This window comes from Variovorax sp. OV329 (assembly GCF_900114785.1).
Classification (GTDB): Bacteria; Pseudomonadota; Gammaproteobacteria; order Burkholderiales; family Burkholderiaceae_C; genus Variovorax.
The window spans coordinates 46,414-59,840 of record NZ_FOUG01000024.1; the positions used below are offsets into that span (position 1 = coordinate 46,414).

Genomic DNA, 13,427 nt, shown 5'->3' on the forward strand with positions numbered 1-13,427 from the left:
CCATTACGAATTACTACGTATGCGAATACGTAGTATCGTCCAATCCTTCCCAGATTCCTTCATCCATCGAGAGGAGCACGCGTGAACAAGCTTTTTCCCTCCGCCGACGCTGCGCTCAAGGGCGTGGTGGCCGACGGCCAGACACTTGCCGTCGGTGGCTTCGGCCTGTGCGGCATTCCTGAGGCCCTGATCGAGGCGCTCAAGGAAAGCGGCGTCAAGAACCTGACCTGCATCTCCAACAACGCCGGCGTCGATGGCTTCGGCCTCGGCAAGCTGCTGGAGACACGCCAGATCAAGAAGATGATCGCCAGCTACGTGGGCGAGAACAAGGAGTTCGAGCGCCAGTACCTGGCCGGCGAACTCGAGCTCGAGTTCACGCCCCAGGGCACGCTGGCCGAGAAGCTGCGCGCCGGCGGGGCCGGCATCCCGGCCTTCTTCACCAAGACCGGCGTGGGCACCCAGGTGGCCGAGGGCAAGGAGCTGCGCGAGTTCGATGGCCAGACCTACGTCATGGAGCGCTCGCTGGTGCCCGACGTGGCGCTGGTCAAGGCCGACGTGGCCGACCGCTCGGGCAACCTGCGCTTCCGCCTGACGGCGCGCAACTTCAACCCGGCCGCCGCCATGGCTGGCAAGATCTGCATCGTCGAGGTGGAGAAGCTGGTCGAGGTGGGCGAACTGGCCCCCGACGACATCCACCTGCCGGGCATCTACGTGCACCGCATCGTGGTCAACAGCAATCCCGAGAAGCGCATCGAGAAGCGCACCATCAGCGCCGCTGCGCCCACCGATGTCGTCGCCGCCAAGGTCGAGGCGCAGGCCGTCATCGCGCAAGCCGCTGCCGGCAGCGAAGTGCCTGCCCCCGTCAAGAACACCAAAGGAGCCTGAGATGGCCTGGACCCAAGACCAGATGGCCGCACGCGCGGCGCAGGAGCTGGAAGACGGCTTCTATGTGAACCTCGGCATCGGCATCCCCACGCTGGTGGCCAACTTCGTGCCTTCCAACAAGGAAGTCTGGCTGCAGAGCGAGAACGGCATGCTGGGCATCGGCCCCTTCCCGACCGAGGACGAGGTCGACGCCGACCTCATCAACGCCGGCAAGCAGACCGTGACCACGCTGCCGGGAAGCGCCATCTTCGGCAGCCACGACAGCTTCGCGATGATCCGCGGCGGCAAGATCAACCTGTCGATCCTGGGCGCCATGCAGGTCAGCGAGAAGGGCGACCTGGCCAACTGGATGATCCCCGGCAAGATGGTCAAGGGCATGGGCGGCGCCATGGACCTGGTGGCCGGCGTGCCGCGCGTGATCGTGCTCATGGAGCACGTGGCGCGCAAGAAGGACGGCACCACCGACATGAAGATCCTGCCCGAGTGCACCCTGCCGCTGACCGGCGTGGGCGTGGTCGACCGCATCATCACCGACCTGGCCGTGATGGACGTGACGCCCAAGGGGCTGAAGGTGGTGGAGCTGGCCGACGGCGTCAGCTTCGACGAGCTGCAGGCGAAGACGGGGGTGAAGCTGGTGGAGTGATGCGAAGCTGCGCTTTGCATTTGCCCAGCGGGCCGGCTCATGCCGGCCCGTTTGCTTTCTGCGGCCCGCCTCGTCTTTCAGTCCACCTCTTGCGTCGAACGTATTGCGCTTTATCGCAGACAGCCAAGCTAGTGTGCGGCGCGATCGGGATGATGTCTGCTCTCCAACTTGACGAGTGACCGCAAAGGAGCACCATGCCGAAGCGCGTGCACACCCATTCGCCATACGGCAGGATGCGGCCCACAAGCGGTCCTTCGTTGTCCGGCCACCCGGCGCCAGATCCGGAAGGTATGGGAAAGCCGTCAGAACACGTGCCGGATCCCGACGTCGTATCCGGCTGACGAGCTCGGGACCGGCACCGAGCCATTGACGGCCTTGGTGTAGAAGGCCGGACCCCCCACCGTCAGGTCGGCACCATTCGTGTTGTTGATTCGCGCGACGGTGCCGTAGAGGGCGGTGCGCTTCGACAGGTTGTGCACGTAGCCCACGGCGTACTTTTCCGACTTCGGGTCCGGTGCCAGGCCGGGAATGACCTGGCTCAACGCGGCGACTTTGTTGTACTTCACCTGGGTGTAGACGAGGCGAATCAAGCCGGGTCCGACCGGCACGGTTGCGCCTACCAATGCGCCATTCGCACCGGGGCTGGTAAAGCCGAGTGAGTTGGGCAGGGGCGGGGTGCCGGAGAAGAAGGTTTTCGTCTTGTTGTTCGAGTATTCGGCGAACAGCTTGACGACATCGAAGTTGTAGGTGACCGCTACGTTCCAGATGTCGAGGACACTCGTCGCGCCCGCGAAGAACTGGTCTCCGATGGTGCTTCGGCCCATGGCCGCAGCGACATCCAACGGCCCACTGGTGTAGCCGAAGCGACCGCCGACGTAGCGCCCGGCTCGCTGGCTGTTCGGAACATTCGGTGTCAGCGTACCTGGGTCGTACTTGTTCGCTTCATTGAACGCGTACATGACTTGTCCGTAGAAGCCTCCGAGGTTGGACGGCAGGAAATAGCCCACCGAGTTGGAAGCGCGTAGGTAGTTGGGGTTGCCTTGAAAACCGTTCGCCACCTGGCCCGGGGAGTTGAAGCCGCTCGCAGTGGCGATCAGGTTGATGCCCACGCCGTTGGAAGTAAATGGATCGGCCACGGCGTCGTTCCAGAAAGTGGGCGTGTAGTCCCTGCCCAGGCGAATTTCGCCCAACGCGCCCGACAGGCTGACTGTCGAGCGACGGTTGAAGGCAAGCCCTCCGCCGGCGCCCAGGCCGGCGCCGGAGTCGTTGAGCAATCCCGCTTCGAGCCAAAAGCCCGCTGAAGCGCCCCCACCGAGATCCTCCGTGCCCCGAAACCCAAGGCGACTGCTGGCATAGCCTCCGCTGTTCTGCCCCGTGCTGCTGGTGGTGACTGCCACACCAAGCGGTGTCTCAGACCTGTTCGAGTAGTGACTGACCGTGGCGTCCACCACGCCGAACACGATGACGGAGGATTGCGCCGACGCGGCGCCGCTGGCGGCGAGGACGGTCATGGCGAGCACGCCTTTGTTCATGGCTATTACTTCTGTTGAGGAGACGATGTGAGAGCGAGTGCTGGCACGTCACAGCGAGTCGCTTGCCGTGCGCCTGAGGTTCTGGTCGACTCGCTTGCGTAAGGGGAGGCAGGTCAAGGAACAAGAACGGTCGAGCCAATCGTCCGGCGTCCCTCGAGCGCCCGGTGTGCCTCGGCTGCATCGGCCAAGGCAAAGCTTTGCCTCGGCTCGCTGACAATCCGTCCGGCGAGTACATGGTCGAACAGCTCTCTGGCCATGTCGAGCATGTGAGAGCGTGGTTCGATGTAATGCCTCATGGCCGGACGGGTGAACCAGATGGACCCTTTTGTCGCCAGCCGCCCGGTGTCGAAGATCACCGGGCCCGAGGCTGTGCCGTTGCTCACCATCGTTCCGCGAACCTGCAAGCTGTCGAGTGAAGCCTCGAGCGTTTCCTTGCCAACGGAGTCGTAGACGACCGGAACGCCCTTTCCGTCTGTGATCTCGCGCACGCGCCTGGCAATGTCCTCGCGGGAGGTCACGATGGTGTGGGCGCAACCATTTGCCTTCGCGATTTCGGCCTTCTCGTCGGTGCTGACGGTGCCGATCATGGTCACGCCGATGGCGCGCGCCCACTGGCAGGCGATGAGACCGACGCCACCGGCCGCGGCGTGGTAGAGGATCGTCTCGCCGCCCTTGAGCGGGTAGACCTGGCGGAACAGGTACTGGGTCGTCATGCCTTTCATGACGAGTGACGCCGCCGTGCGATCCGTGACGCCGTCCGGCAGGGGGATCAACACATTGGCGGGCATCACGCGAGCTTGTGAATAGGCGCCTTGCGGGCCCACCAGATAACCCACGCGGTCGCCCACATTGATGTCCGTCACGCCAGGGCCGATGGCCTCGACCACACCTACCGCATCGGTGCCCAGACCGTTGGGCAACTCGAGCGGATAGCGGCCAATGCGGAAGTAGATGTCGGCAAAGTTGACCGCTATGTAGCTGTGACGTATGCGTGCCTCGCCGGGCCCGGGTTCCCCGACCTCGACGTCTTGCAGTTTCATGACGTCTGCGCCGCCTGTTTCGTAAACGCGAATGGCCTTGGTCATCTGAGTCTCCTGTGATTGCGGTTGGGACGCGATTCTTGCGGCGCAACCTGGAGACTGAAAGCTCGTCGTCAGCTCTGTCCCACTTCATCAAGTTCGTGTCTCACTTGGACAAGTTCACCGGGCCGGGCCGGCAGATACTGCAAGCGCTGGTGACCTCGACTTCGCATGGACATAGGAGACAAACATGAAACTTCAGCGACTTGTACGCTCCGCGCTGCTTCTGGTGAGCTGCTCGCTCGCTCTCAGCGCATGGGCAATGGGCGAGAAGCCTCTCAAGCTGATCGTCCCGGCCCCGCCGGGGGGGACGATGGACATCGCGGCGCGTGTCGTCGGGCAGCAGATGTCCTTGGACTTGGGCCGACCGGTCATCGTGGAGAACCGCGCAGGTGCGAGCGGGTCCATCGGGCTGAGCGCCATGCTGAAGTCAGAGGCCGACGGCAACACGATTGCAGTGGGCGCGAGCAATCTGCTGGTGGAGTCGCCGCTGGTGATGAAGGTCCCTTACGACCCTCTGAAGGACATCACGACGGTCGCAAGAGTGGCCTTCTCGAGCTACGTGCTGGTGACGGGCTCGAACTACCCGGCCAAGGACTTCCAGAGCCTCGTTGCCCATCTGCAGACGCGCAAGGGCAAGTCCAGCTTCGCGAGCTATGGCACGGGTACCGTGTCTCACTATTCCGGCTTGATCCTCAGCAGTCAGGCCGATCTCGGCATGCAGCACGTTGGCTATCCCGGATCGCCTCCCGCACTTCAAGACGTCATCGGTGGCCAGGTGGACATCATGTTCGACGGCATGGTGACTTCATTGCCGCTGATCAAGAGCGCAATGCTGCGGGCCTACGCCGTCTCCGGCACGAAGAGGTCCCGGTATCTCCCCGACGTGCCCACCATGCCCGAACTCGGCTACCCGGAGCTGCAGTTCCAGGGACAGATCTGCTTCTATGGCTCGAGCAAGCTGCCGCCTGACGTACTGGCGAAGCTCCAGGCGAGCATCAAGAAGGCGGCGCAAACACCTTCGGTGCAGCAGAAGCTGAGTGACATCGGCCTGGAGCCGGACGTGAGCATCGATACGCCCGCCCTGCTCGCAGAAAACAAGGCTCTGTCCAAACGCTACGCCGCCATCGTCAAGAAGTTCGACATCCAGCCCAACTGAGCGACGTCATGCATTTCCCATGGAGACGGTGATGAAGATCAGACAAATCACGCCCAGCATCGGCGCGCAAGTTTCAGAAGTCCACCTCGGCGAGGCGGCACGCTCGCCCGAACTCTTCGCATCGATCAAGTCCGCCTTGCTCAGGCACAAGGTGCTCTTCTTTCGCAGTCAGGAGATCACGCGTGGCGACCACGTCGCATTCGCTCGATGCTTCGGCGATCTCGAAGATCACCCGGTCCTCGACAGCGATCCTCAGTACCCCGGACTGGGTCTCATCTATCGCAGTGAAAGCAGACACAGCTACGAGAACGTGTATCACTCCGACGGTCTATGGCGACCCAAGCCGCCGATGGGGGCCGTCTTGCGCTGCATCGAATGCCCGGAGGTCGGTGGCGACACCATCTGGGTCAACATGGTGCAGGCGCATGAAGAGCTTCCCGAAGACATCAGGAAGAAGATCCAGAACCTGCGTGCCAAGTCGAGCATCGAGCCGTCGTTCGGCGCCGTGATGTCGCAGGAGCAGCGGCAAAAGCTGGATCGGGAGAACCCGCCAGCAGAGCACCCCGTCGTCCGCACGCATCCGGAAACTGGCGAAAAGGTCCTGTTCGTCGGCAGCTTCACGACGCACTTCGTCAATCACAACACGCCCGAGAACATCCGCCATGGGATCGACAAGACGCCGGGCGCATCGCTTCTGCTGAACTACCTGCTGAGCCGCGCCAGTATTCCCGAGTACCAGGTGCGCTGGTCCTGGCAGCCCGGAGATGTGGCTGTCTGGGACAACCGAAGCACACAGCACTATGCAGTGAACGACTACTGGCCGGCACCTCGCAAGATGGAGCGCGCCGCCATCCTCGGAGACGCTCCGTACTGAGCATCCGTCTTCTCATTTTTCATCTTGCAACGCAACCCCTTGGGCAATCATCATGAACTTCCTTGACGGCCATCTTTATCCCGAGAACCAACAGCCTTTGATCATCACGGCCGCACCTTATGCGCCGGGCTGGATTCCCTCCGATTTTCCGGAAGACATTCCGGTCACCATGGAGGACCAGATCCAGAAGGCCGTGGATTGCTATGAAGCCGGCGCCCGGGTGCTGCACCTGCATGTGCGGGAAGAAGACGGCAAGGGCAGCAAGCGCCTGTCGCGGTTCAACGAGCTGATTGCCGGCGTGCGAGAGCGGGTGCCGGAGATGATCATCCAGGTGGGCGGCTCCATCAGCTTCGCGCCTGAAGAAGGACAGCCGGCCAAATGGTTGAGCGACGACACGCGGCACATGCTGGCCGAACTCAAGCCGACGCCCGACCAGGTGACGGTGACCGTCAACACCTCGCAGATGAACGTGACGGAGCACGCCGGCGTCGATGACTTCCGCGGCGTCTCGCGCGGCTTCCCGAACCTGTACTCGACCTACAAGGACATGGTCGTCCCCTCCAACCCCAGCTGGTACGAGGAGCACATCCGTCGTCTGACGGCCGCCGGGATCCAGAGCGAGTTCCAGGTCTACAACATGAGCAGCTACGAGACGATCGAGCGTCTGATCCGCCGCGGCGTCTACAAGGGCCCCCTGGTGATGAACTGGGTGGCCATCAGCGGCGGCATGGACCAGGCGAGCATCTACAACCTTGCCCATATGCTGCGCGCCGTGCCCGACGGCGCGGTGGTGACGGTGGAAAGCTCGGTGCTCAACGTGCTGCCCATCAACACCATCGGAATCGCGCTGGGCCTGCATGTGCGCTGCGGCACCGAAGACGTGCTCTGGAACCCCACGCGCACGGGCAAGATGAGCTCGGTGGAACAGATCAGGCAGCTGGTGCGGATCTCCGGCGAACTGGGCCGCCCCATCGCAACGGCGCAGCAGGCGCGGGAGATCATGCAGATCGGCGTCTTCTACAAGACGGTGGAAGAGACACTCGAGAAGAACGGCTTCGCGCCGAACCGCAAGGGCGCGCACCAGGGATTCCTGCGCAAGCAGGAATGCATGTAGGGAAAGAGGACTGCGGCGCTCAGGTAGAAATATCCGCCTTGAGCGCCTTCTTGCTCCACTGCGAGGCGCTGCAGCCGAACGACTTCTGGAACCAATGGCTGAAGCTGCTCTGGCTTGAAAAGCCCAGCAACTCGCCAATCTCGGCCAGGCGCAGGTCACTTCCCTGCAAATGTTGCGTCGCCAATTCAGCGCGCACGTGATCGAGCAAGCCGATGAAGGTGAGACCTTCCGCTTCCAGTCGACGATGCAGGGTGCGGCGATCGACTCGCAAGTGCCTTGCAACCTCTGCCGCCGTGCAAGCGCCTCCCGGAAGCAGCGCCAGGATGAGCTGGCGGCAGGCTTCTTGCGCGCTTTCAGTGCGACTGCCTAGAGCGGCCTCCAGATACTTCCGGGCAAACCCGGCCGCCACGTGGTCCACCGACTTCCGCGGCTTGGACAAGTCACTCGCCCTGCACACCAGGCCATTGAATTCCTGATTGAACTTGGCGCTTCGCCTGAAGAACGCCCGATAGGGGGAGAGATCCTTTGGCGGACGATGTGTGAAGCAGACTTCCATCGGTTGCCAGTCTTCCCCGATCAGTTCGCCGAGTATCTGGAACATGGTGCCGACCGCCAACTCGACGGACTGTCGCATTTGCAGCCCGGGGCTCGGGAGCAGGTCTTCCCGAATGACGACAACGCTGCCGGCATCTTCGACACGAATCATCAGCGAGGCATTGACGAGCTTGAGATACCGACACAGCGTGTCCAGGCCATCCCTGGGTGTCGTCTCCTCTTTCAAGACGAGGCTGATAGGTCCGAGCGAGGAGAGCTTGCGTTGTGACGCAAGACGCAGCGCGAAATCCTCCGTTTGCGTGGCGCGGGCCGTAATCTCCAGGAGCTCGCGGGCTGCATCTCTGGGGATCAGCATCTCCGGGTCCTTGAGGAACTCCGCCTTGAGCCCCACGGTGCGCAGGAATGCATGGGGACTTCGACCCAGTGAAGTCACCAACTCGACGTATCCGTTCAAGCTGGCGCTTCGTATCAGCCGCGCAATGTGCCTCATGGACCGTCATTCTGCCGAGTCGTGAGTCCTGGAGGTAGGGTCGCATGCCCAAGCCGATCACAGCTGGTGCGCAAGCGCCTGGTTGACGGCATTCGCGCCGCGCGAGCAGCGGCTTTGGCAATCGACACCCTTGGGGGCAGGGCGGCCTGACTGCTATCGGCTGGCGGCGGCGGGTGCCGACGCAGGAGCAGGCGCAGGCGTAGTAGCCTGCGCCGCCTGCTGCGGATGCGGCGGAATCTGGAAGCTCCAGGTCTCGCTGATCGCCTTGCCGCCCTGGGCCAGCGCGGCGCGCAGTTCGGTGGGCTGGGCCGGGTCCTTCACCTTCACGCGCAGCGTCAGGCGCCAGCCCTGGGTCACCGGATTGGGCTGCAGGGCGGTCTCCAGCAACTCGGCGTTGGGGCTCACGCTCACCTGCGTCTCGGGCTGGGTGCCCGGCGGCAACTTGGCGAGCGCGCCGCCCACGAAGTCGACCATCAGGGCGGTGCTGCCGTCGGTCTGGCGGATCAGGTTGGGCTGGTACTGCTCGCTCTCCGTCTGGAAGGTCTGGCGCACCCAGGCGTTCTCGGCCGCGTGCAGCGCGCGCTCGTCGGTGGTCCAGTGCATGCGGTAGGCGAACTGCATCATCTTGCCCTTGGTGGCCGGCTCGTCCGGCGTCCAGAAGGCGACGATGTTGTCGTTGGTCTCGTCCGCCGTCGGAATCTCCATCAGCGTGACCTTGCCCTTGCCCCAGTTGCCCCGCGGCTCGATCCAGGCGCTGGGCCGAAGGTCGTAGCGGTCCTTCAGGTCTTCGTAGGCGCGGAAGTCCCGCCCGCGCTGCAGCAGGCCGAAGCCGCGCGGGTTCTCCACCTGGAAGCTGCTGATGGCCACGGCGCGCGGGTTGTTCAGCGGGCGCCAGATCCACTCGCCGTTGCCGGTGAGGATGGCCAGCCCGTTCGAGTCGTGGATGGCCGGGCGGTAGTTGCGCAGGTGCTCGGGCCAGCGCTGGTTGGGCCCGTACAGGAACATGCTGGTCAGCGGCGCGATGCCCGGCATCGGCACGCTGTCGCGAAAGACGATGTTGGCCTGCACGTCCAGCGTGGTGTCGCCACCGGGCGTGAGGATGAACTGGTAGGCCCCGGTGGCGCGCGGCGAGTCGAGCAGGGCGTAGATCACCAGCTCCTTGTCCTGCGGCGCGGGGCGGCGGATCCAGAACTCGCGAAAGCGCGGGAACTCCTCGGCGCCGGGCGGCGCCGTGTCCAGCGCCAGGCCGCGGCCCGAGAGGCCGTACACCTGGCCCTTGCCGATCACGCGGAAGTAGCTGGCGCCCAGCAGGCTCATGACCTCGTCGTACTTGCCCGCCTGGTTGATCGGGTAGAGCACGCGAAAGCCCGCATAGCCCAGCTTGCTGGTGGCCTGCTTGTCGAAGCTGAGGTTGCCGAAGTCGAAGCGCTCGGGTTCGTAGTTGAGCTCGCGCACCTCGCTGCCGACGATCTCGTTGATGCGCACCGGGGCGTTGAACTGCATGCCCTGGTGATAGAAGTTGAGGCGGAAGGGCGTGCCTTCGTCGCGCCACTCGAAGCGGTCCTGCCGGGGCTGGATCTTCATGTAGTCGGCGAACTGCATGTTGGCGAACACCGGCGGCAGGTTGCTGGCCGGTGCCTCGTAGGGCTTGGCGGCCAGCGCGCGGGCGCGCTCGGTCACGTCGTCGAGCGAGAAGGCGCGCGAAGGGGATGAGAACCACTGGGCCTGGGCGCTGAAGGGCAGAACCAACAGCAGGCCAAGCAGGGGGGCGATGAAGCGGCCGGCGCGCGATGCGTCCTGGCCAGGTCGTGCGAGGCGGAAGAGCATGGAGCGGCAAAGCTTAGCATTGCCCGGCGCGCTCTCCGGCCATTGCCCGGTGCGCTGCGGGGCCAACGGTAAGATCAACCGCCCCGTGCCTGCCGCGGGCGCCCCTTTCCCCCTAGGAGTCCTTACTTGTCGTCGTTCAAGTTGTCGTCCGTGACGGCGGCCGCCCTGGCCGCCGTGCTGGCCTCTCCGGCCCTCGCACAGCCCAATCCTTCCCTGTTGAACAACAAGCAGGCCTTCATCGCCGACCTCATGCGTCAGATGACGCTGGAAGAAAAGGTAGGACAGCTCCGACTCATCAGCATCGGCCCCGAAATGCCCGCGCCGCAGCTGGCGCGCGAGGTCGCGGCGGGCAAGGTGGGCGGCACCTTCAACTCGGTCAACCGCAAGGAGCAGCGCCCGCTGCAAGAGGCCGCGGTGAAGCAGAGCCGCATGAGGATCCCCATGTTCTTCGCCTACGACGTGGTGCACGGCCATCGCACGTCCTTCCCCATCGGCCTGGGGCTGGCATCGAGCTGGGACATGGACTCGGTGCGCCGGGTGGCGCGCATCTCGGCCATCGAGGCGGCTGCCGACGGCATCGACATCACCTGGTCGCCCACGGTGGACATCGCCCGCGACCCGCGCTGGGGCCGCAGCTCCGAGGGCTTCGGCGAAGACCCGTACCTGGTCTCGCAGCTGGCGCGCGCCATGGTGACGGGCTTCCAGAACGGCTCGCCCGCCAAGGCCGACAGCATCATGTCCTCGGTGAAGCACTTCGCGCTGTACGGCGCGGTGGAAGGCGGGCGCGACTACAACGTCGTCGACATGAGCCCCATGCGCATGTACAACGATTACCTCCCGCCCTACAAGGCGGCCATCGACGCGGGGGCGGGCGGCGTGATGATCGCGCTCAACACCGTCAACGGCGTGCCGGCCTCGGCCAACAAGTGGCTGCTGCAGGACCTGCTGCGCAAGCAGTGGGGCTTCAAGGGCCTGACGGTGAGCGACCACGGCGCCATCACCGAGCTCATGCGCCACGGCGTGGCGCGCGACGAGAAGGAAGCCGCCAGGCTGGCCATCGAGGCCGGCGTGGACATGAGCATGGCCGACCAGGTCTACACCGCCGAGCTGCCGGGCCTGGTGCGATCGGGCCAGGTCAAGCAGCGCGACGTCGACAACGCGGTGCGCGAGGTGCTGGGCGCCAAATACGACATGGGGCTGTTCCACGATCCCTTCCTGCGCATCGGCAAGGCCGAGGACGATCCGGTCGACCCCAAGGCCGACAGCCGCCTGCACCGCGCCCCGGCACGCGAGGTGGCGCGCAACGGCCTCGTGCTGCTGGAGAACCGGAACAAGACGCTGCCGCTGAAGAAGGGCGCGACCATCGCGCTGGTGGGCCCGCTGGCCGACGCGCAGGTGGACATGATGGGCGTGTGGTCCGGCCAGGCCGTCACCGCGCAGACCGTGACGCTGCGCCAGGGCATGGGCAATGCGCTCTCGGGCCAGAGCGGCAAGCTGCTCTATGCGCGCGGCGCCAACGTCACCAACGACCCGGCGCTGGTCGAGTACCTCAACTTCCTGAACTGGGATTCGCCGGAGGTCACGCAGGACCGCCGCTCGCCGCAGGCCATGATCGACGAGGCCGTCGCCACCGCGAGGCAGGCCGACGTGGTCGTGGCCGCCGTGGGCGAGGCGCGCGGCATGTCGCACGAGTCCTCCAGCCGCACGCGCCTGGACCTGCCCGAGAGCCAGCAGGCGCTGCTCAAGGCGCTCAAGGCCACCGGCAAGCCGCTGGTGCTGGTGCTGCTCAACGGCCGCCCGCTGGCGCTCAATTGGGAGCGCGAGAACGCCGATGCGATGCTGGAGACCTGGTTCGCCGGCACCGAAGGCGGCAACGCCATCGCCGATGCGCTCTTCGGCGATGCCAACCCCTCGGGCAAGCTGCCCGTGTCGCTGCCGCGCTCGGTGGGCCAGGTGCCCACCTACTACAACTACCCGCGCATCGGCCGGCCCTTCACGCCGGGCAAGCCAGGCAACTACACCTCGCAGTACTTCGACGAACCGCAAGGCGCGCTCTATCCCTTCGGCTACGGCCTGAGCTACACCGAGTTCCAGCTGGGCGAACTCACGCTGTCCAACCGCAGCATGCCGCGCGGCGGCAAGGTGGAAGCCAGCATCACCGTCACCAACACCGGCGATCGCGCCGGCGAGACGGTAGTGCAGCTCTACATCCAGGACCTGGCCGCCTCGGTGGTGCGCCCGGTGAAGGAGTTGAAGGACTTCCAGAAGGTGATGCTCAAGCCCGGCGAGAAGAAGACGCTGCGCTTCGACGTCACCGAGGACAAGCTCAAGTTCTACAACGCCAGGCTGGAGTACGGCGCCGAGGCCGGGGACTTCAACGTGCAGGTGGGCCTGGACTCGCAGACGGTCAAGGAAGCGGTGTTCGAGCTGAAGTGAAGCAGGGCGGGCAGGGCGCTTCGCCCGTCCGCCAATTCCTCGCCATCCATCGCACGCCTACGACAGCGATGGCAAGGCGCCGACAGGCCGCGGCAAGGGCGCACCCTACATTGGGCTCGTTCCAATGAAAGGCCCGTCCCATGCTCGGCATCGTGATCCCCGCGCACAACGAAGAAGAGTGCATTGCGGCTGCGGTGGAAGCGGCCGCTTCGGCGGCGCGGCATCCGCGATTGCAGGGGGAGGCGGTCGAGATCCTGGTGGTGCTCGACAGCTGCGATGACCTGACCGCGGTTCGCGCCTGCCAGCACGGCGCCCGCACCCTGAGCCTGCGCGGCCGCAACGTGGGCTATGCCCGCGCCGCCGGCGCCACCGCGCTGCTGGCCATTCGCGCACGCTGGCTGGCCTTCAGCGATGCCGACTCGCGTGTTTCCGACGCGTGGCTGGCCGAGCAGATATCCCTGGACGCCGACGCGGTGTGCGGCACCGTGAGCGTGGACGACTGGTCTTCCCACGGCGATGCGGCGCCCATGCTGCGCGAGCACTTCCGCAAAACCTACCGTGATGCCGACGGGCATTCGCATGTGCATGGCGCCAACCTGGGCGTCTCCGCCTCTGCCTACCGCCGTGTCGGTGGCTTCAGGCACCTGGCTTGCTGCGAGGACCGGCACCTGGTGGATGCGCTGTCTGCCGGCGGCGCGCGCATCGCCTGGAGCGCCCGCCCCCGCGTGGTGACCAGCGCGCGGCGCGACACCCGCGCGCACGGCGGCTTCGGCAGCCACCTCGCGGACATCGCCGCGGCGCGCGTGCCGGGCTACGCCGGGGCCCGGGCCTGA

General features: G+C 65.1%; 11 protein-coding genes. 7 read left to right on the plus strand and 4 right to left on the minus strand.

Translation table 11 applies throughout. The features are described 5' to 3' along the window. Positions 1-81: 81 nt before the first annotated feature. Both BM345_RS27005 and BM345_RS27010 read left to right on the plus strand, forming a co-directional pair. Positions 82-885, plus strand: a complete 804-nt coding sequence (locus BM345_RS27005) for a CoA transferase subunit A (protein ID WP_093386193.1) — start codon at positions 82-84, stop codon at positions 883-885. 1 nt (position 886) lies between these two features. After that, positions 887-1,528 (plus strand): CoA transferase subunit B, encoded by a 642-nt coding sequence (locus BM345_RS27010; protein ID WP_093386194.1) that lies wholly within the window; start codon positions 887-889, stop codon positions 1,526-1,528. 302 nt (positions 1,529-1,830) lie between these two features. On the opposite strand, the gene BM345_RS27015 is transcribed toward BM345_RS27010, so the two are convergent. Then, the gene (locus BM345_RS27015; protein ID WP_093386197.1) at positions 1,831-3,060 is read right to left on the minus strand and encodes a porin; all 1,230 of its coding nucleotides are present in this window, start codon (positions 3,058-3,060) and stop codon (positions 1,831-1,833) included. A gap of 113 nt (positions 3,061-3,173) precedes the next feature. After that, complete coding sequence (locus BM345_RS27020; protein WP_093386199.1) at positions 3,174-4,145, minus strand: quinone oxidoreductase family protein; 972 nt, start codon at positions 4,143-4,145, stop codon at positions 3,174-3,176. Between the two features lie 184 nt (positions 4,146-4,329). Between BM345_RS27020 and BM345_RS27025 the strand changes: the two genes are divergently transcribed. From BM345_RS27025 to BM345_RS27035, 3 genes are read left to right on the plus strand one after another with little or no spacing between them, the layout of a single operon-like run. Continuing rightward, positions 4,330-5,298 (plus strand): Bug family tripartite tricarboxylate transporter substrate binding protein, encoded by a 969-nt coding sequence (locus tag BM345_RS27025; protein WP_093386203.1) that lies wholly within the window; start codon positions 4,330-4,332, stop codon positions 5,296-5,298. A gap of 31 nt (positions 5,299-5,329) precedes the next feature. After that, a complete protein-coding gene (locus BM345_RS27030; RefSeq protein WP_093386257.1) occupies positions 5,330-6,172 on the plus strand; it encodes a TauD/TfdA dioxygenase family protein in 843 nt (280 codons plus the stop codon). A gap of 52 nt (positions 6,173-6,224) precedes the next feature. Then, complete coding sequence (locus BM345_RS27035) at positions 6,225-7,286, plus strand: beta-keto acid cleavage family enzyme (RefSeq protein ID WP_093386206.1); 1,062 nt, start codon at positions 6,225-6,227, stop codon at positions 7,284-7,286. A 19-nt stretch (positions 7,287-7,305) separates the two neighbouring features. On the opposite strand, the gene BM345_RS27040 is transcribed toward BM345_RS27035, so the two are convergent. Next, complete coding sequence (locus BM345_RS27040; RefSeq protein ID WP_368086506.1) at positions 7,306-8,295, minus strand: AraC family transcriptional regulator; 990 nt, start codon at positions 8,293-8,295, stop codon at positions 7,306-7,308. Positions 8,296-8,484: 189 nt separating this feature from the next. Then, positions 8,485-10,158 (minus strand): glucan biosynthesis protein G, encoded by a 1,674-nt coding sequence (locus tag BM345_RS27045; RefSeq protein ID WP_093386211.1) that lies wholly within the window; start codon positions 10,156-10,158, stop codon positions 8,485-8,487. A 126-nt stretch (positions 10,159-10,284) separates the two neighbouring features. On the opposite strand from BM345_RS27045, the gene bglX reads away from it, so the two are divergent. Then, positions 10,285-12,594 carry a beta-glucosidase BglX gene (bglX, locus tag BM345_RS27050; protein WP_254790022.1) on the plus strand — a complete coding sequence of 770 codons (2,310 nt, stop codon included), beginning with the start codon at positions 10,285-10,287 and terminating at the stop codon, positions 12,592-12,594. A gap of 140 nt (positions 12,595-12,734) precedes the next feature. After that, positions 12,735-13,427 carry a glycosyltransferase family 2 protein gene (locus tag BM345_RS27055; protein ID WP_093386213.1) on the plus strand — a complete coding sequence of 231 codons (693 nt, stop codon included), beginning with the start codon at positions 12,735-12,737 and terminating at the stop codon, positions 13,425-13,427.